Annotated in this window: 14 protein-coding genes; 6 read left to right on the forward strand and 8 right to left on the reverse strand. The window is 49.4% G+C overall.

Annotated elements, in window-relative coordinates; genetic code table 11:
* Positions 1-396: 396 nt before the first annotated feature.
* On the forward strand, positions 397-1581 hold the full coding sequence (gene bktB, locus EH243_RS01910; RefSeq protein WP_126156939.1) for a beta-ketothiolase BktB: 1185 nt from the start codon (positions 397-399) through the stop codon (positions 1579-1581).
* A gap of 196 nt (positions 1582-1777) precedes the next feature.
* On the forward strand, positions 1778-3904 hold the full coding sequence (gene fadB / locus EH243_RS01915) for a fatty acid oxidation complex subunit alpha FadB (protein WP_126156940.1): 2127 nt from the start codon (positions 1778-1780) through the stop codon (positions 3902-3904).
* A 377-nt stretch (positions 3905-4281) separates the two neighbouring features.
* On the opposite strand, the gene EH243_RS01925 is transcribed toward fadB, so the two are convergent.
* The 3 genes from EH243_RS01925 to EH243_RS01935 form a co-directional block, all read right to left on the reverse strand.
* Positions 4282-4650 carry a hypothetical protein gene (locus EH243_RS01925; RefSeq protein WP_126156941.1) on the reverse strand — a complete coding sequence of 123 codons (369 nt, stop codon included), beginning with the start codon at positions 4648-4650 and terminating at the stop codon, positions 4282-4284.
* 69 nt (positions 4651-4719) lie between these two features.
* A complete protein-coding gene (locus EH243_RS01930) occupies positions 4720-5589 on the reverse strand; it encodes a hypothetical protein (RefSeq protein WP_126156942.1) in 870 nt (289 codons plus the stop codon).
* Positions 5590-5883: 294 nt separating this feature from the next.
* Positions 5884-7281 carry an aminotransferase-like domain-containing protein gene (locus EH243_RS01935; protein ID WP_126156943.1) on the reverse strand — a complete coding sequence of 466 codons (1398 nt, stop codon included), beginning with the start codon at positions 7279-7281 and terminating at the stop codon, positions 5884-5886.
* Positions 7282-7395: 114 nt separating this feature from the next.
* Between EH243_RS01935 and ccoG the strand changes: the two genes are divergently transcribed.
* Complete coding sequence (gene ccoG, locus EH243_RS01940; RefSeq protein WP_126156944.1) at positions 7396-8769, forward strand: cytochrome c oxidase accessory protein CcoG; 1374 nt, start codon at positions 7396-7398, stop codon at positions 8767-8769.
* A gap of 46 nt (positions 8770-8815) precedes the next feature.
* Positions 8816-9466 (forward strand): glutathione S-transferase, encoded by a 651-nt coding sequence (locus EH243_RS01945; protein ID WP_126156945.1) that lies wholly within the window; start codon positions 8816-8818, stop codon positions 9464-9466.
* A gap of 549 nt (positions 9467-10015) precedes the next feature.
* On the opposite strand, the gene umuC is transcribed toward EH243_RS01945, so the two are convergent.
* The 4 genes from umuC to EH243_RS01965 form a co-directional block, all read right to left on the reverse strand.
* The gene (gene umuC, locus EH243_RS01950) at positions 10016-11284 is read right to left on the reverse strand and encodes a translesion error-prone DNA polymerase V subunit UmuC (protein ID WP_126156946.1); all 1269 of its coding nucleotides are present in this window, start codon (positions 11282-11284) and stop codon (positions 10016-10018) included.
* Positions 11285-11287: 3 nt separating this feature from the next.
* The gene (gene umuD, locus EH243_RS01955; RefSeq protein ID WP_126156947.1) at positions 11288-11725 is read right to left on the reverse strand and encodes a translesion error-prone DNA polymerase V autoproteolytic subunit; all 438 of its coding nucleotides are present in this window, start codon (positions 11723-11725) and stop codon (positions 11288-11290) included.
* Positions 11726-12516: 791 nt separating this feature from the next.
* A complete protein-coding gene (locus EH243_RS01960; RefSeq protein ID WP_126156948.1) occupies positions 12517-13965 on the reverse strand; it encodes a TrkH family potassium uptake protein in 1449 nt (482 codons plus the stop codon).
* 185 nt (positions 13966-14150) lie between these two features.
* The gene (locus EH243_RS01965; protein WP_126156949.1) at positions 14151-14951 is read right to left on the reverse strand and encodes an ion transporter; all 801 of its coding nucleotides are present in this window, start codon (positions 14949-14951) and stop codon (positions 14151-14153) included.
* Between the two features lie 165 nt (positions 14952-15116).
* On the opposite strand from EH243_RS01965, the gene EH243_RS01970 reads away from it, so the two are divergent.
* Positions 15117-16028 (forward strand): dienelactone hydrolase family protein, encoded by a 912-nt coding sequence (locus EH243_RS01970; RefSeq protein ID WP_126156950.1) that lies wholly within the window; start codon positions 15117-15119, stop codon positions 16026-16028.
* Between the two features lie 211 nt (positions 16029-16239).
* Entirely contained in the window at positions 16240-17481 is a 1242-nt protein-coding gene (locus EH243_RS01975) for an MFS transporter (protein ID WP_126156951.1), read from the forward strand.
* Between the two features lie 114 nt (positions 17482-17595).
* Here EH243_RS01975 and EH243_RS01980 read toward each other — a convergent pair whose 3' ends face one another.
* On the reverse strand, positions 17596-18261 hold the full coding sequence (locus tag EH243_RS01980; protein WP_126156952.1) for a carbonic anhydrase: 666 nt from the start codon (positions 18259-18261) through the stop codon (positions 17596-17598).
* Positions 18262-18270 lie beyond the last annotated feature (9 nt).

Below are 18270 nucleotides of genomic sequence, written 5' to 3' on the forward strand. Positions count from 1 at the left end.
AAGGGTATTCAAATAAGGGAGCATTGAGCTCCCTTTTTTCATCTTGAATGGCTCTTGTCCGATACGGTAATAATTTCTCATATAGCATCTCTTTATTATTTCATCTAGGCGATGACTCACCGTCTTTCCCTTTCGGTCAAATTAGACGGAATACAGCGTCTATTAAGATGTTTGTTTTTTAGAAGGCTTCTATTAAGGTCAACTAAGGCTGACAGCGTCTGCTAACCAAATATGGTTCACTCTGTCCGATTTGATCAAGTAATATGCTTTTTTAGACATTGTTACATCGCCCTATTCGATAGAGAATGAAGGCATTGAAGTGCTAAAGCAGAAAGATGCACCCTAATAAAATGCGTTATCGGCCCTGCGTGGCCAGCTAAAACAAGAGAGAATTTTATGAAAAAGCGTGAAGTAGTTGTCGTCAGTGGTGTTCGTACAGCAATCGGTAGTTACGGTGGTAGCCTGAAAGGTCATAAGCCAACGGAATTAGCCGGGGCGCTGGTGGCCGAAGCGGTTAAACGTGCGGGTATTGACCCTGAATCGGTTGAGCAGAGCGTGTTTGGTAATGTGATCCATTCCGAGCCTGCGGATATGTATATGGGCCGTGTGGCGGCGATTAAGGGTGGGTTATCGGAAGAGACACCATCTCTCACGCTAAACCGTCTGTGTGGTAGTGGTTTACAGGCAATTATCAGTGCTGCTCAGCAGATTGAATTAGGGGTCTGCGATACGGTGGTTGCCGGTGGTGCTGAATCCATGAGCCGCGCGCCTTATCATCTGCCGACTGCGCGCTTTGGTCAGCGTATGGGTGACGGACAGATGGTTGATCCTATGGTGGCGGCATTGCATTGCCCCTTTAACCATATTCACATGGGTGTGACGGCAGAAAATGTGGCCGAGCAATACGGTATCAGCCGTGAAGCCCAAGATGAGCTGGCGGTGCTAAGCCATAACCGTGCCCAGCATGCGATCGAACAAGGTTATTTTAAAGACCAGATTATGCCGGTTGAGCTGAAAAGTCGTAAAGGCGTGAAGCTATTTGATACCGATGAGCATGTGCGGATGGATTGCACCCTCGAAGAGATGCAAGCGCTGCGTCCCGTGTTTAAAAAAGATGGCACGGTTACCGCGGGTAATGCGTCTGGCTTGAATGATGCCGCCGGTGCGGTGGTCATGATGGAGCGTGAAAAAGCGGAAGCGGAAGGTCGCCGGACGCTGGGCCGACTGGTTGATTACGCGATAGTGGGTGTTGATCCTAAGATTATGGGTATCGGTCCGATCGGTGCGATACAGCAACTGTTTGATCGTAACCATCTATCGGCCAATGATATCGATGTCTATGAAGTCAACGAAGCGTTTGCGGCCCAAGCACTGGCGGTAGCGCAAGAGTTAGACTTACCCCGTGATCGTTTGAACCCGAACGGCAGTGGTATCTCACTTGGTCATCCGATCGGTGCTACCGGTGCGGTAGTAACCATTAAAGCGTTATACGAGCTGAACCGGATTAAAGGTCGCTATGCGGTTGTGAGCCTCTGTATCGGCGGCGGGCAGGGCATTGCAGCGCTGTTCGAGCGCATTTAAGGCTAGTTTTCTAGCTTTAAATCCAAGCTTAAAAATATAAGTTTAATCATTACCTATCATCGTCAGTCGATGATAGGTCCTCATTGTTTTCTGTTGTTTTTCGGTTGTCACAAACGCTTAGTCAGCATTAACGCTGGCTAGGCACCCCTGTGGGTGTGAGTTGTGCGGCGGCCGCTTAAAGAGTCGAGGTATTAGGATGTATCAAGGTCAGGCTGTATGCCTAAATAAATTGGATGCCGGATTAGTTGAACTGGTGCTAGACCTGCAAGGGTCGTCGGTTAATAAACTAAACCAGCAGACCCTGAGTGAGCTGACGGACGCCGTTGAAGTATTGGCGAACGGTTTAGGGATTAAAGGACTGCTGATTCGTAGTGCTAAACCCGCCTTTGTGGTCGGTGCCGACATTACTGAATTTGTCGCTAATTTTACGATGACGGCTGAACAGTTGACGGCCTGGGTCGGCGATACCAACCGTCTATTTTGTGCCTTAGAAGATCTACCTTATCCGACGGTCGCGGCGATTAATGGTCTAGCACTGGGCGGCGGCTTTGAGTTGGCGCTGGCGGCTGATTTCCGAATATTAGCGGAGAGTAGCAAGGTTGGCTTCCCTGAAGTAAATCTAGGCTTGTGTCCGGGTTGGGGTGGTACGGTACGTCTGAGTCGTTTAATTGGCACGGCCGATGCGTTGGAGTGGACCGTCCGTGGTCGACCTCAGAGTGCCGCCAAAGCGCTGCTCAGTGGTGCGGTTGATCGGGTGGCGAAGGACTCTTTAGTCGATGAAGCCCTTGCACTGCTTAAAGAGGCGGTTAACGGTGATCTTTGCTACACCACGAACAGTGCCCGTAAGTTTGATGAGTGCGCCGATGCCCTCAGCCTTGATTCATTAAAGCAATCGTTTAGTCGTGAGCTGCGCCCGGGTTATCCTGCCGCAGGCAGTATTATTGCGGCGATGAGTGAGCATAGCCGGTTGCCTTTTGCCGACGCATTAGCGGTCGAGACGGCTTGCTTTGTTAAGCTAGCTAAGAGTGATGCGACCCAAAGCCTTGTCGGCTTATTTCTTAACACTAATGCGCTGAAAAAACAGGCGGGGGCCTGGGTTAAACAAGCCCAGCCGGTGACTCAGAGTGCGGTCTTAGGGGCGGGTATTATGGGCGGTGGCGTTGCTTATCAATCAGCATCGACCGGCACGCCGATCATCATGAAAGATATCAACGAGGTGGCGCTAACGTTAGGTTTGACTACAGCCACTCAGTTGCTGGATAAGCAGGTCGAAAAAGGGCGCTTAGACGATGCGGGTAAGGCGAAGGTGCTTGGCGCTATCGATGCGTCACTGACTTATGAGGGTTTTGATAAGGTCGATCTGGTGGTGGAAGCGGTGGTTGAAAACCCTGCCGTCAAAGCCGCGGTGTTGGCGGATGTTGAAAAGCATGTGCCGGCGACCGCCGTATTAGCCTCGAATACATCAACGATCTCGATCAACCTATTGGCCGACAGTCTGCAGCGTCCAGAACAGTTTTGCGGTATGCACTTTTTCAACCCCGTGCATCTGATGCCATTGGTGGAAGTGATCCGTGGTCGTAAAACCAGTGATGCCACCATCGCGAGCACCGTCGCCTATGCTACCTCGATGGGCAAGACGCCGATCGTGGTGAATGATTGCCCCGGCTTTTTGGTCAATCGGATTCTGTTTCCCTATTTCAATGGCTTTAATCGTCTATTGAAGCAGGGTGTTGATTTCCGTCGTATCGATAAAGTGATGGAGCAGTTTGGTTGGCCGATGGGGCCAGCTTATCTCGCCGATGTGATTGGTATCGACACAATGGTGCATGCCGATGCGGTGATGCAGCAAGGCTTTCCAGAGCGCATGTCCCATGACGGCAGCGTGATCATGGAGTTGTTGTTGGCGGATGATTGTTTAGGGCAGAAAAACGGTAAGGGCTTCTATCAGTATGGCGTTGATGAAAGCGGTCGACGTTATAAAGAGGCCTCTGGCCCGGTGATGGAGATGATCGCCGCTGAGGTGACCGACAAGGTGGAAGTAACAGATCAGGAGATTATCGATCGGATGATGATCCCGTTATGTACTGAAGCGATGCGCTGCCTCGAAGATGGTATTGTCGAAACGCCGGCAGAGGTGGATATGGGTTTGATTCTGGGGCTGGGCTTCCCGCGCTTCCGTGGTGGTCCACTGCGTTATATCGATACCCTCGGGTTGGATCAGTTTGCCGCCATCGTCAAACAGCACCAAGCACAGGGTCCGCTATATCAGCTCACAGGCGGTTTTGTTCGCCGCCAAGAGCGCGGGGAGAAGTACTTCGCCTGATCGGTGTTTGGTCGCTGAGTGATAGCGAATGATTAAGCATCGGCCTTTTTATTGGGTTCGTTGAGCGTCGTTCGATGCGACTTCGTCGCTTGTCCGAACATCGCTTCGCGACTTGCTCGAAACATAGGACACAACCGCCGTCATCAAAAAGGCTTCTGAGGTGCTTTCCCCGCGGCATGACATGTTTCTAGGTAATCAGTAACGGCTTCTTCAAATGCTGCTTTTAGCTCAGAAACCGTTTCACCATGAAAGCCGATCACGTCTTTTATGCCGGCATATCATGACAATGAGTTCTTATGCTTGATACGGCTTCCCTGAAAAAGAGCATGAGAGTGCAGTCTGCAGTTACATCCTATTTTAAACACCACTGTCACTTGTTAGGCATTTTTAATCCAAATATCACCGTAGCCCCATATAAGAGTGCCTAGAGCTATGATTAAAAATGAGAAAATATTTAGATTTGCAGGATATTTTAGGTACTTTGCCCTTGCTTCATTAATCCCAGTTTCTGCAAAGCCTGCAGGATTTAGAATAAAAAAGCAGTTGATTGCTTTGGCCTCTGCAAGCAGGCCAAACACAACCATTGCAGAGCCGCTTCTTTGAAACCAAGTAAATATAGATTCATTTTCTGGCATATAAGGAATGAAAAGAGCGACCAGCGGAGAAATGAATGCTAAAACTGAAAATATAGCGTAATACTTAATCTCTTTCTTGAGTGCAGCGGCATATATATTTATTTTAGTCATTTATATTATACTATTTATAGATTTAAGCGCTTGGTTTAGGTGAGTCGTAGCCTTCACTTACACTTCGTGTTAGCCATTTTTATCTTTGTGTTGATGGAAGTAATCGCGAAGCCATACGTACCGTAATTCCAGTTTAGAATTCTTATTATTTTTGTGTAATTCATATTGCTCACAAATAAATTTATAAGCTAATTTAAATAACATTATACTATCCGAACCAGTTACGCTCTCAGTAAATGCATCACCTAAATAGTCAATAATATGGTAACCATCTTGATCAATAGCTGTCATGTTAAGACACAGTTGAGCGCAGCTACGATTATAAAGTGCTAATTTATCTGTTGTATCAGAAGGTGCTTCAATATGTGCATTGAGGTAAGCCATCGTTTTTTCACCTACGACAATTCGAGGGTATTGGGCTACTTCGCTTTCTAATACATAACTATTAGCGACTACAGCGCCATATAATTCATTTTCATGTAATTCAACACCCCAAGCTGTTTCTACAGCTCCACGGATAGGCTGTTTCTGAGCCAACCCCAAAAAGCAAAGAGTACCTGCTAGCATGAATATTTCTATAACGGCATTCATTGGGCATTTGTTATGTTCAGTATCAAGTGAACTATAATAGACTAAGCCGTCGGACCATCGTTGTTGCTTTGCTACATGGCTCTTCATTTCATCGTATAGTTCTTTTTCTTCGAGGTTTAACTGATCTCTTACAGAGTAAGCGTCTTGTTTTCCTTGCCTAAAGCTTTGGGCTTGCTGTTGCAGTCGTCCTATTGCACCAACTGATTGCCTAACAATATTTAAAAAGTCATTTTTTTCTTTCTCAGTCGTTAATTCTGGCATAACACTTTGATCATTTAGTGCATCTTTTTGTCCAAGCAAATCAATAAAGCAAGCGCAATAATTTGATAGTTGTAATTTTTCGTCCATCGAACTCTCCACTTAGTACATGCGTTACAGTTAGTTGGTACTTTGACTTCCAGCTACTGTCATACTGAAAACCCGACAGACCAAAGCCATTTTTATCATATATCAGCAGATTAGCGAGCATTGAGAGAGGTGTTTTACAGAATCATCCTGTCTGTAGGGGCTGCGTCCTTGCCATCAATTTGTCTCAATCATAATACCCAGATGCCGTTAAATCAAAGCGCTAACGCAATAAAGTCATGGTTGTGAGTATGGTCTTATCCTAGAGCCTGAAAGTCGTTATAAAGCTCAGCGGCATTAGCTTAATAACTCACCCAGCTGTTTTAGCGCTTTGCGGCGTCGCTCATCCCAGGGGTGGGCAAAGCTGATGCGTAGGCAGTGATTAAACTGCTCGGAGACCGAGAACAGCGGGCCGGGGGTTATTACCACACCTTGCTCTAGTGCCTGAGGGTAACGTTGCAGGGTATCAATGTGATCGGCCAGTTCGACCCACACGGCGAGGCCGCCTTGCGGTAGGCTGACGCGGATATCGCCGGGCCAGGCTTGCAGTTGGGCGATTAATTGGTCACGTTGCTCACGCAGTTCCTGACGTTGACGGCGAAGGTGGGTGGTAAAGCTGCCATCGGCCATAAACTCCGCGACACCCTGTTGTAGATAGCGGCTGCTGGCTAACTGGGTCACCAGTTTTAGGCGGATGATCTGTGCATGCCAGCGGGCACCGGCGATCCAGCCTAAACGGAGATCACGGGATAGGCTTTTTGAAAATGAGCTACAGAGTATCACGCGATTCTGACTATCGAGTGCTTTGAGTGGGTCAGGGGCCATGCCGAAGGCGGTGTCGGCATAGATGTCATCTTCAATGATGGCTAGATCGTAGCTCTCTGCCAAGGCGAGCAAGCGATGTCGAGCAATCTCTGGCATGACACTGCCGGTAGGGGTCGAGAACGCCGGTGATACGATGCACGCTTTTACCGGCCATCGCTCTAATACCTCCTCAAACGCATCCATATCCATGCCGCCGGTGATCGACGCGGGGACTTCAACCACCTGCAGTTTGAGTTGTTCCAGTAACTGTAACGCACCATAAAATCCGGGGGATTCAACCGCGACCACATCGCCCGCTTGGCAACTGGCCATCAGCGCGAGAAAGAGGGCGTGCTGACAGCCGGAGGTGATACAGAGCTGATCGGTATCGACCGGCCAGCCACGGCGGGCCACATGCAGTGCCAGCTGTTGTCGTAACGCGAGATTACCTTCGGGCTCGTCATAATATTGATAATCTTCGCCTCGTTGACGGCGTAACGCCCGTGCCACCGAGCGGTTAAGGGTGACGATACTGGCGGGGAGTTCGCCGCCGTGTAGGTCGGGTAGTAGGTCAAAGGCGGCGCTGCGACGCATGATGTCCAGTAACAGCTCGCTGACCGTTGCCGGACGAGGCGGATCAATACGTGATCGGCTAAGAGGCTCAGCGACGGGGCTGCGCAGGGCAACAAAATAGCCTGCTTTGGGGCGGGCTTCGAGGAGTCCTTGGGCTTCTAACCGTTGCAAGGCATGCTGTACCGTCGCTTTCGATAAGCCGTGCTGTTTACACAGTTCCCGAATGGAGGGGAGCCGCTCACCTGTACGCCAGCGCTGTGCTTGAATGCCTTCGAATAGCCAGTTTTCGAGTTGCTGATATAAGTAGTCTGAAGTCATGGCGGCTCTTGTCACTTGATTAACTGTACCTATTATATATGATTTTTTTATGCCTGTTCCTATTGTCGTTGTCGCCTTAACCTACTCGCATCAAAAATTGAGTAGATTTACAGCATGCAAAAAATCCCTGTACGGCAAGAACCAACCGCTGCCATCTCAGTCACGCCATTTGCAAAAGATGGTAAATTTCATGTGCGCCTAACCGAAGGCCGTTTTCAAAATATCAGACGTTTAACCACTTGGCCTTTAATTGCGCTGTTCTTTGGCCTTGCTTGGGTGCAGATAGATGGTCAACCGATTCTCTTTTTCTCGTTCGAGCAGCGCAAGATAACCCTGTTTGGCAGTGCGTTGTCGTGGCATGACCTGCCTTTGCTGGCGGGGCTGATGATCGCGGGATCGACCCTGTTATTTTTTATGGCCGTCGCTTGGGGCCGTGTATGGTGTGGTTTTGCTTGTCCGCAAAGTATCTGGACCTGGTTGTTTATCCGTATTGAAACGCTAACCGAAGGGCGGGCGAGCCATCGGGCTAAGTTTGAAGGGCAGCCTTTAACCGGCTGGCGGCTGGTGCGACGGGTTGTTAAGCATCTGTTATGGATAGCGCTAGCGTTGCTCACGGCGGCGACCTTTACCGGTTATTTTGTGCCTATTCGTGAGATGCTGGCGGATGCCTTACAGCTGAACATGTCGATGACCATGGTGGGTTGGTTGGCGATTATGGCGGCATTGACCTATGCGAATGCAGGTTTGGTGCGGGAGAAGATCTGCTTGCACGCCTGTCCTTATTCGCGCTTTCAGAGTGTTATGTTTGATCAAAACACCTTGACCGTCAGTTACGATACCCAACGCGGCGAGCCGCGGGCGAATCGTCGCAACAGCTCTGAGAATAGCGGTGACTGTGTCGATTGTGGTCTCTGTGTGCAGGTTTGCCCAACCGGTATTGATATCCGTGATGGCCTGCAAGCGGCGTGTATCGACTGCGGTGCCTGTATCGATGCCTGTGATACGGTGATGGATAAGTTGCAGCGTCCTCGAGGGCTGATTCGGTTTGCCTCAGAACAGCAGCTAGAGGGTAAGTCGTCACCCTTTTTACGTGCTCGACTGGCCGGTTATGCGGCGATCATGCTCTGTGCCTTTGGTGTTGTTGCCTATGGCTTTACCGAGACCGAAGGGTTGCTCGTTGAGATTCGGCGTGATCGGACCAATCTGGTAACACGGCTTGATCAGGATACCGTCTGCAACCTCTATCGGGTCAAAGTTGAAGGCTTTGCTAAAGAACAGACGTTGGTTAATGTCTCGCTCGCTCAGCAGGGACAGTATCAACTGCATGGCCCTACCGAGATCGACCTAAGAGAGAGTAATTCGGTTTGGTTGCCGTACCGTATCTGCGGTAGTGAAGGGGGTGCACAGAATACCGCGGTGGAGCTGGTCTTCAATGGTAACGGTGTGCAGACATCGAAGGCGACGACCTTTTTAACGCGGTTGATGTAATCAAGACCCATGGGACGGCGGTTAGCATCTGAGGTACACTGGCGCGATGATGACTCAACAACCCATACTTTACTCTTTCCGTCGTTGCCCCTATGCGATGCGCGCCCGACTAGCCATTACTGGCAGTGGTCAGTCGGTAGCGCTCCGCGAGGTGGTGTTAAAAGATAAACCCGCTGCCATGTTGCAAGCGTCACCAAAGGCCACGGTGCCGGTGTTGGTGCTGCCCGATAGGGTAATCGACGAAAGCCGCGATATTATGCGCTGGGCGCTTCGCCAGAGCGACCCGCATAACTGGCTGTGTGCCGACGATCCTGATCAACTGTGGCAGATCGAAGGGATGATTCAAGAGAATGACGCTGTTTTTAAGCAGCACTTGGATCGCTACAAATACTTTGAGCGTTATCCGGGTCATTCCCAAGAGTATTATCGCCAGCAGTGTGAAGTTACCTTGGCGCGGCTGGAAGCGTCGTTACAGCAGCATGATTTTCTGGTGGGCGATCATGTTAGCTTGGCGGATATGGCGATCTTTCCTTTTATTAGGCAGTTTGCCCATGTGGATCGAGATTGGTTTTATACCGCCCCTTATCCAGCACTGCAACGCTGGTTGGATTATCACCTTGAGTCGGCGCTGTTTAGTGCCATTATGAAAAAATATCCTCGCTGGGAAGAGGGCGATGCAGTAGTGAGCTTTCCCTGATCTGTCCTTAACAGATTAAAACATAACACTGCTGGCCTCTCTCTGAACAGCCTCACCTTAACCGTCAACTTGATGCCATGGATTCGGCAATCAACTGACGGTTTTTTTTTCGCGCGATGAGGGGCGATTTCAGGTAAGCTTTGGGGCGAAAGTGAGTCAGATTTACGGCTGTTTCTGATGGGCCTTAAATCTGTTGTAACTGCTGAAGTGGGCTTTGATCTAAACACTTAAATAAGGGCTAAAATAAGAGCCGTTATAAGGGAAGAGGTAAGAGCTGGTGTCCGGTGTTTTCGATTATGAATACCCGCCAGCGATCGATGGAATGAAGTTGCTAGGCGTTGTTTATATCGGTCATAAAGCCTTATAACGGGCTCGATATCGCTTGCTCATAACGGCTGTTTATTCATGCTTCATCCAGAGGAAATTGTTTTCCTTAACCTCGCAACAGTGTTTTTCCACCTTCTTTTTCTTTATTCAATGCATTAAGTTATCTTCATAATATATTGATTAAAAAGTATTTATTATTTTCCATAAATTGTCGACAATATTTTAAGCCTTTACTATCGGGAGCTGATCCCAGTGGGTGGTATAGGCGGGAGAGAGTCGATTGCGCTGCATCTGCCAGCCGGTACTCAACATCTCTCCAGCAAAACGCACCCGCCCTCGACCTCGACCTCCCTGATTAATCTGATCGACGGCTTGCATTAAGCGTGCGGCGGCAGGTGATTCTGCCGGCTCAAAAAGCGATGGCTGGAAGTGTCCTGGGGAGTATAAATCGGACAGCATAATGCCGGCTTTCATATAACGAAGATTGGGTTTCCATAACGTCTGTAGCAGCGTCTGTGCGATGGTATTAAGTTGACGGGAATCGGCGCTGGGTGTCGCAAGCATTCGGCTAGCGCTTTGGCTGTAAAATGTCTCTTCGGTAGCGTGGGGATTGGTGCGAATAAAAACGGTGACGACACGCGCCAATGCGGATTGTTGTCGCAGTTTCTCAGCGGCCCTTGAACCGTATTGTGCGATCGCGGAGCGCATATCGGGCAAGGCGGAAATGCGTCGTGCAAAAGAACGGCTACAGAGAATTTGTTGCCGAGGAGGCGGGCACTCCTCCAAGCTCATACAGGGCTGGCCGTTTAGTTCCCTTACGGTGTTCGCTAGGGTGATGGAATAATGGTTACGAATCCATGCAACATCACAGTCGGCCAACGCCTGTGCCGAGCGGATACCCTGTTGTTCCAAACGTCGGCTCAGGCGGCGACCGACCCCCCAAACCTCGAGTAGCGGCATCAGAGCAAGCAGTCGGCGTTGTCGGGCGGGGTCGGTCAAATCAACCACACCTTGTGTCGCTGGATACTGTTTAGCGGCATGATTGGCGAGTTTGGCCAGCGTTTTGGTCGGTGCGATGCCGACGGAAACATGGATGCCGGTATGCTGATAAACCAATTGCTTTAGCTGCTGCCCATACTCTGTTAATGAAAAGTGGCTATCGAGACCACTCAGGTCCAGAAAAGCCTCATCAATGGAGTAAACCTCGATCGCCGGTGCTTGTTGTTCCAGTACCGTCATGACGCGGGCGGAGATATCGCCATAAAGGGCGTAGTTAGAGGAGAATATCGCGATGTTCTCCCGATCAATCTGTTCCTGAACCTGATACAGGGGCACGGCCATTTTAATGCCTAAGCGCTTGGCTTCCGCGCTGCGGGCAACGATACAGCCGTCATTGTTGGATAGCACCACGATAGGCCGGCCAGCTAGATCGGGCCGAAACAGTCGCTCACAACTCGCATAAAAGTTATTACAGTCCACCAGCGCAAACATCGATTAGCCCCGCTGACGAACAGAGTGAATGACCGTTGTCACCACGCCAAACAACTCTAGCGTGTTATCCGGGCCAAACTGAATGGGCGCATAAGCAGGGTTGTGCGCTAAGAGTTGCAGTGTTGGGCGGGTGCGCAGCTCTTTGACGGTAAATTCACCATCAACACAGGCAATGACAATATCGCCATGAGCCGCTTTGAGCGAGCGGTCGACCACCAGCACATCGCGGGAGAAAATACCGACCCCTTGCATCGAGTCACCTTCGGCGCGGACAAAGTAGGTAGCCGAGGGATGCTGAATGCAGAGATCGTTCAGATCTAGGGTGCGCTCAATATAATCCTGTGCGGGAGAGGGAAACCCTGCCGGCACGGCATTCATAAAGAGCGGTAGCGCGATGGAAGTAGTGGGGCATCGATAACGACCCAAAAATGAAAGCTGCATACAAGGCCTTTAGTTTTACTATAACTGTACATATATACAGTTATAGTACAGTCGAAGATTATACGAGTAAAGGTAAACTCCATATGTACTTTTAATACATAATACATATTGTGTTTTATTTGATTGGTGATATCGGCGATTCAAGGGTTAAGGTTTCAATTGATGCTTGAACATCAGCGTTTCGTATTCAGATATTCCTGAGCGAAGAGGGCTGCAAAATGAACGCTGTTCTTAGTGGTAAGGGATTGGTGGCTAGGGAGGTGAATGTCTCGGGGACATTTGAAGACTGTTTCAACTGTGCTTTTTATATCGCTAGTTCAGGGTGTTGTGGCTAGGCAGTTCAAATGAGTGGTTCAACTGGGTTGTTCAAAATGAGGGTCGCCATGATGAGCATTATCAGGCATAGTGAAGGCTCTTTTATGCCCGAATCGCTCTGGCTTCTTGCGATAGCCTGCCTACATAAAGGTTGCTTTGATTCTGGATCGGCATGCCCAGCCTGCCTTCTTCCGAAAGGGGTAGATGAGGGCGTTTAGTGCTAAAAACCATCATAAATTAAAGCTATCAAAAGTTAATGCTATATATTAGGATTAAATCCTAATTATCTGTTTTTATTATTTTTTAAGATATTTATTATAATGATGGCTAATCGATTTTAAGCTGTTTTCAACTGTTCTTTCTCGTTACTCTTGCTGTTGTTAACGCTCCATATCAGTGAGGCTTGAATGCCCTGCGCTCTGCTTTTTACTTCGTCATACGAAGCTTTATTTCTTCTTTTTGAGTTGCCTTTCTGCTTAGCCTTTCCAGAAGGTGGGTGAAAATAACACCACGACAGTGAGCAGCTCTAAACGCCCTAAAATCATGGTAAATGCGAGCACCCATTTGGCTAAATCTGGCAGTGGCGCAAAGTTACCCGCTGGGCCTATGGTGCTGCCTAAACCTGGGCCAACATTGGTGAGTGCGGTTGCCGCTCCAGAGATGCTGGTAACGAAATCAATGCCGATCGCCGTTAGCATTAAGGTTGCAACCGCGAGGGTGAGGAAAAAGATAAAGGAGAACGCGACCGCCGATACAATAATGTCGTCATGTACCAGTTTGCCATTGTAGTGTATGGAAAATACACCTCGAGGATGCACTAGCTTACGAAACTGATCTTGTAGAAACAGAAACGCGAGCTGGAAACGAAACACTTTCATGCCACCTGCGGTGGAGCCTGAGCAACCTCCGATAAAGGTGACAATAAAGAATAGGGCAATACTAAACTGCCCCCACAGGGTGTAATCCGCAGAGGCATAGCCGGTGGTGGTGATAACCGATGTTAGATTAAAGGCTGTATGGGTCAGTGCGGCAAAAAAGGGCGTATCGCTGGTGAGTAGCCGCTGCGTGGTGAGAACGATAACAAGCCCTGCAACGATCATCAGAAACCCTTTCACTTGTTGATCTGCCAAGCTTTTAAGTGAAGGTTTTAGTAAAAAACGAATAAACAGGGTAAAGGGTAAGGCGCCCAGCAGCATAAAGAAGACGGCTATCCAGAGAATGGTTGGCCCGAAGCGTCCCATGGATCGGTCGTCGGTGGCATAGCCTCCGGTGGAGACCGTGGTGAAGGCATGGTTGATCGCATCGAAAGGGGTCATGCCAGCGAACCAATAACTCGCCGCGCAGCAACAGGTGATGAGTAGGTAGCTAAAAAGCAGGCTTCTGGCTAGCTCATTAAAGCGGGGTAGGGATTTCTCGGCCCAGTCAGAGGATTCGGTACGGAACAGTCGCATTCCCCCGATGCGGAGAAAAGGCAGTACGGTGACGGCCATACCAATAACGCCAAGCCCGCCGAGCCATTGCAGTAATGAGCGCCATAACAGCAGGCTACTGGGTAGTGTTTGCAATCCACTGATAACCGTTGATCCTGTGGTGGTGATACCCGAGACAGACTCAAACACCGCATCGGTGAGTGATAGCGGGTGGTGGCAGAGCATTAACGGCAGTGCGCCTAAAAAGGACACTAGCATCCAGCTACAACTCGTGAGTAGATAGAGTTGGCGAGAGGTTAGGGTGAATCGCGGGGCTTTGAACAGAATAACTAAGATAATGCCTAGCACCATGCTGAGTCCGGCAGAGGCCAGAAACGGGATGAATTCCGGATCATCATAGATAAACCCATATCCGGCTGGAATGAGCATCAACCCTGCCATAATCCATGTCAGTATCCCGCAGACATAGAGCACTGGCCGAAACAGCTTAATCATTGTCAGGCACCTTAATTACACTGTTTGTAATTATCCTCCTTAGCGGTGAAAAATCGACTCTCAATAGGGGGTTTTAGGTGGAAATAATAGATTAATCAGAGGGTATTAGAGGATGCATGACAGAAAGCGCCGAAACAGTGCGTTTAGCAGGCTGTTTCGGCGTTGTGACCGGTTTGGAGACGAAGCTATAGCTTGGCTTTGATAAGTTCTTTTAGTTCTCTGATTTCAAGATGCAGGGATTCGATCGTTGGCGTACCATCGGTCAGGGCTTGCTCCCGAGCTTCCTGGGCGTGTTCACCCTCCATGACGCTGACCACGATGCCAATGACCATGTTGAGAAAAGCAAAGGTGGTGAGGAAGATAAAGCTCAGATAGAAGATCCAGCTAAAGGGATATACCTCCATCGTTTCATACATCACGTCGGTCCAGTCCTCAAACGTCATCACCCTAAAGAGGGTCAGCATGGCGATACTGATATCTCCCCACAGCACTTCGTTGATGACGCCAAAAAATGAAGCGCCGACCGCCGCGTAGATATAGAAGATGATAAACATCAGAAGAATGACATAGCCAAGTTGCGGCAGGGCTTTAATTAGTGAGTTCAGTAGTAGGCGTAGCTCGGGAATGATGGAAACCATCCGCAGTACCCTGAAAATACGGATCAGTCGGCCAATCAGGGCCATTTCACTATCTTCAACCGGAATCAGGCTGATCACCACGATTAAGGTATCGAAAGTGTTCCAAGCATTCAGAAAGAAGCGTTTCTTTTCAGGCTCGCCAATAAAGCGCACCGAGACTTCCAGAAGAAAGAACAGCGTAATCGCCGTATCCATCCAGCCGATCAAGGTGAGAACATCAGCAGGAATATCGTAGGTTTTCGCGCCGATAACGAGGGCCGAGAATAGAATAATAGCCACCACAAATAGCTCGAAAGCCCGATTGTTGCGTAGCCGGAAGAACGCTGCCTGAAGTTTTGTGTAGTTCATAGGGTGCCGATTCAGATTGATCTAAAATGAAGGCAACTTTACTGTGCTTTGATAGAAATGTGTACTATCAATGGCCGCAGAGATCATAAGTTTTCACATGATAACGGTAACATGGGTTATATTGATTTAACGGCCCAATACTGGGCACTAGAATGAGGAGTCCTTATGCACCCGAATAACGATAAAAACAGGCCGTCAGCCATTGCCATTCCTCAGGAAGCCTTTGATTGGTATGACGAATATGCCCATGGAGATATCGATCGGCGCACCTTTATCAAGCGGCTGGCTACCCTCGGGGTGATTGGCTTGAGCCTGAGCGCGGTGTCCGGTGCCTTAATACCGAACTATGCGCAAGCTGAGCAGGTGTCGTTTAACGATGCCGATATTAAAGCCAGCTATGTCGAGTTTGATTCACCCGAAGGTTATGGCACCGGTCGCGGCTATCTTGTTGTGCCAGCGGGCGTCAGTGCTGAAGCACCGGCACCGGCCGTATTGGTGGCCCATGAGAATCGAGGCTTAAACCCCTATATTGAAGATGTGGCTCGACGCTTAGCTAAAGCGGGTTATGTGGCGTTTGCGCCAGATGCCCTGTATTCGTTGGGCGGCTACCCGGGCAATGATGATGAGGGGCGGGCGATGCAGAAAAGTCTGGATCGCAGTAAAATAGAAGCGGATTTCGCAGCGGCCGCGACCATGCTGAAGGCTCACCCATTGACGACCGATAAGCTTGGCATGGTTGGGTTCTGCTTTGGGGGTTATCTGACCAATCAGTTGGCGGCGATGCTACCAGAGGGGATCGATGCTGCCGTGCCTTATTACGGAACACCGCCACAAAGTCCTATCGGTAACATCAAAGCGCCATTACAATTGCACTTTGCTGAACTCGATAAGCGGGTGAATGGTTATTGGCCAGCATTTGAAACGGCCTTGGTTGAGGCGAAGGCTGATTATCGTGCCTTTATCTATCCCGGCGTGAATCACGGCTTCCATAATGATTCCACCGCTCGTTATGATGAACCAAGTGCTGAATTGGCTTGGCAGCGAACGCTTGCCTTCTTTAAACAGCACCTGAGCTAACCCTGATCGCCTACGGCGATTGGCATAGTCCTAAGCTTGCGTGGCTAATCAACTCAAAGCCCCTTAGATTAAGGGGTTTTGTCGATACTGGGGCACCCTTTAAATTCAAGCCTTCAAATAAAGCAGCTGTCTTCTTGGCGGTTTTATCTGGTGGAGTTATGTCTTCTCTCTGAAGACGCCTTTTTCATACACTGCATTTAAGACACTATAAATGACTAAACCGATAAAACTTCTAAGCCTGTTCGTTATCGCGGCTTGCCTTATTTTAGCCATTAACTTTGGTATACGCTCTTCGATGGGCTTTTTCATGGCCCCCATCTCTAATGAGTTTGGCTACGGGCGGGAGGTCTTCGCCCTGTCTTTGGCCTTACAAAACCTCTGCTGGGGCTTGTTTCAGCCGTTTACCGGTGCGTTCGCCGATCGTTTTGGTACCTTCAGAACGCTAGTGATCGGCACATTGGTTTATGCGTTGGGGATCTACCTTACGGCAACCACCGACAGTGTTTGGTCGCTGCATACTGGGGCGGGTATCTTAATCGGTATGGGCATTGCGGGTACGGGCTTTGGTGTTATTCTGCCCGCATTGGCCAGAATGGTGGCGCCGGAGAAACGGGCTTTCGCCTTGGGGCTGGGGACGGCGGCAGGGTCGGCCGGTCAGTTGATGGTTATTCCGTTGGCGCAATCCTTTATCGCCAGTTACGGCTGGCAAACCGCATTGCTCTTCATGGCGGGCGGGGCGTTATTGATGATCGTGCTGGCAACCCGTTTTCGGCATATAGAGGAAGTGGGTGAGTCGGATGAGAGTGCCACATCACAGTCACTCCCTGAGGCATTGAGTGAGGCTTGTCGTCATCATCATTATTGGCTATTAATTGCGGGCTTTTTTGTCTGCGGTTTTCAGTTGGCTTTTATCACGGTGCATATGCCGTCATTTTTAGCGGATAGCGGCTTTGATATGTCAGTGGCGGTGAATAGTCTGTCGTTGATTGGGCTGTTTAATATTGTCGGCTGCCTATTATTTGGTAGCTGGTCGGGACGTTATTCAAAGAAAAACCTGTTGGGTATTATTTATATACTGCGGGCCATCGTGATCACGCTCTTTATGTTGCTGCCGATCACGACGACAACGGTTTATCTGTTTTCGATGGCCACTGGCTTTCTGTGGCTCGCCACGGTTCCTGCAACCTCAGGGCTTGTCGCGCAGATGTTTGGCCTGAAGCATATGGGCACCCTTTATGGCATCGTCTTTTTGAATCACCAGTTAGGTTCCTTTGTTGGCGTATGGATAGGCGGCTATATGTTCGATAAGACAGGGAGTTATAACAGTATCTGGTGGGCCGCTGCTGCCTTAGCGCTGCTAACAGCGGTGATGCATATCTTTATTGATGAGCGGCCGGTAAAACGACTGCGAGAGAAAGTATTGGAAGACCGACGTTTAGCTGCATCGGCCTAACAAAAAAGTTGCGCTATTCGCCTGCTTGCTGCTCGATCAAATCGACATAGAGCTCATCGAGGTCTTTGAAGACCGAATCGTTATTTAGCCGCATCAGCCTAACAAAAAGTTGGGCTATTCGCCTGCTTGCTGCTCGATCAGATCGGCATAGAGCTCATCGAAGTCTTTGAAGACTGAATCGTTATGCTTGCAGCAGCGAATGGTGCCGCTTTTTATATCATAAACCCAGCCATGTACCTCTAGTTTGTTGGTGGCCAGCTTGGCAGCAACGGCAGGGTGGGTACGAATATGCTGCACCTGTTGCAGGACGTTTTCTTCAATCGCTTCGTTTAGATGTTCAACACCCACCGCATGATCGTGAGGGATATCATAACGTTCACGAACAATCTCCATCGCCGAGCGACAATGGCCCAGCCACTCTTTAACGTGGGGCAGGCCACGTAGAGCGCTGATGTCCAGTGCGCCTTTGATAGCACCGCAGTCGGTATGACCACAGATAATGATATGACGCACTCCTAACACCGCTACCGCATATTCGATGGATGCGGTCATGCCGCCGGTCTCGTTGCTGTGCGGTGGGATGATATTCCCCGCGTTACGGCAGATAAACAGATCGCCAGGGGAGGTACCGGTTAGGAGGTTAGGGTCGATACGTGAATCGGAACAGGTAGCGAACAGAATCTCTGGATTTTGACCATCAGCCAGTGTGCCGAACAGGTCTTTATGTTCTGGATAAACGTTTTGGCGGAAATTAAGCACGCCTTTTATTATTTTTTCCACGGCCGTTGT

Origin of the sequence: Amphritea opalescens (assembly GCF_003957515.1) — a bacterium.
GTDB lineage: Bacteria > Pseudomonadota > Gammaproteobacteria > Pseudomonadales > Balneatricaceae > Amphritea > Amphritea opalescens.

What these genes read in the sequence shown, in the direction of transcription:
- bktB (WP_126156939.1), top strand. Translation starts at nt 397, where the DNA reads ATGAAAAAGCGTGAAGTAGTTGTCGTCAGTGGTGTTCGTACAGCAATC.
- fadB (WP_126156940.1), top strand. Translation starts at nt 1,778, where the DNA reads ATGTATCAAGGTCAGGCTGTATGCCTAAATAAATTGGATGCCGGATTA.
- EH243_RS01925 (WP_126156941.1), bottom strand. Translation starts at nt 4,650, where the DNA reads ATGACTAAAATAAATATATATGCCGCTGCACTCAAGAAAGAGATTAAG.
- EH243_RS01930 (WP_126156942.1), bottom strand. Translation starts at nt 5,589, where the DNA reads ATGGACGAAAAATTACAACTATCAAATTATTGCGCTTGCTTTATTGAT.
- EH243_RS01935 (WP_126156943.1), bottom strand. Translation starts at nt 7,281, where the DNA reads ATGACTTCAGACTACTTATATCAGCAACTCGAAAACTGGCTATTCGAA.
- ccoG (WP_126156944.1), top strand. Translation starts at nt 7,396, where the DNA reads ATGCAAAAAATCCCTGTACGGCAAGAACCAACCGCTGCCATCTCAGTC.
- EH243_RS01945 (WP_126156945.1), top strand. Translation starts at nt 8,816, where the DNA reads ATGATGACTCAACAACCCATACTTTACTCTTTCCGTCGTTGCCCCTAT.
- umuC (WP_126156946.1), bottom strand. Translation starts at nt 11,284, where the DNA reads ATGTTTGCGCTGGTGGACTGTAATAACTTTTATGCGAGTTGTGAGCGA.
- umuD (WP_126156947.1), bottom strand. Translation starts at nt 11,725, where the DNA reads ATGCAGCTTTCATTTTTGGGTCGTTATCGATGCCCCACTACTTCCATC.
- EH243_RS01960 (WP_126156948.1), bottom strand. Translation starts at nt 13,965, where the DNA reads ATGATTAAGCTGTTTCGGCCAGTGCTCTATGTCTGCGGGATACTGACA.
- EH243_RS01965 (WP_126156949.1), bottom strand. Translation starts at nt 14,951, where the DNA reads ATGAACTACACAAAACTTCAGGCAGCGTTCTTCCGGCTACGCAACAAT.
- EH243_RS01970 (WP_126156950.1), top strand. Translation starts at nt 15,117, where the DNA reads ATGCACCCGAATAACGATAAAAACAGGCCGTCAGCCATTGCCATTCCT.
- EH243_RS01975 (WP_126156951.1), top strand. Translation starts at nt 16,240, where the DNA reads ATGACTAAACCGATAAAACTTCTAAGCCTGTTCGTTATCGCGGCTTGC.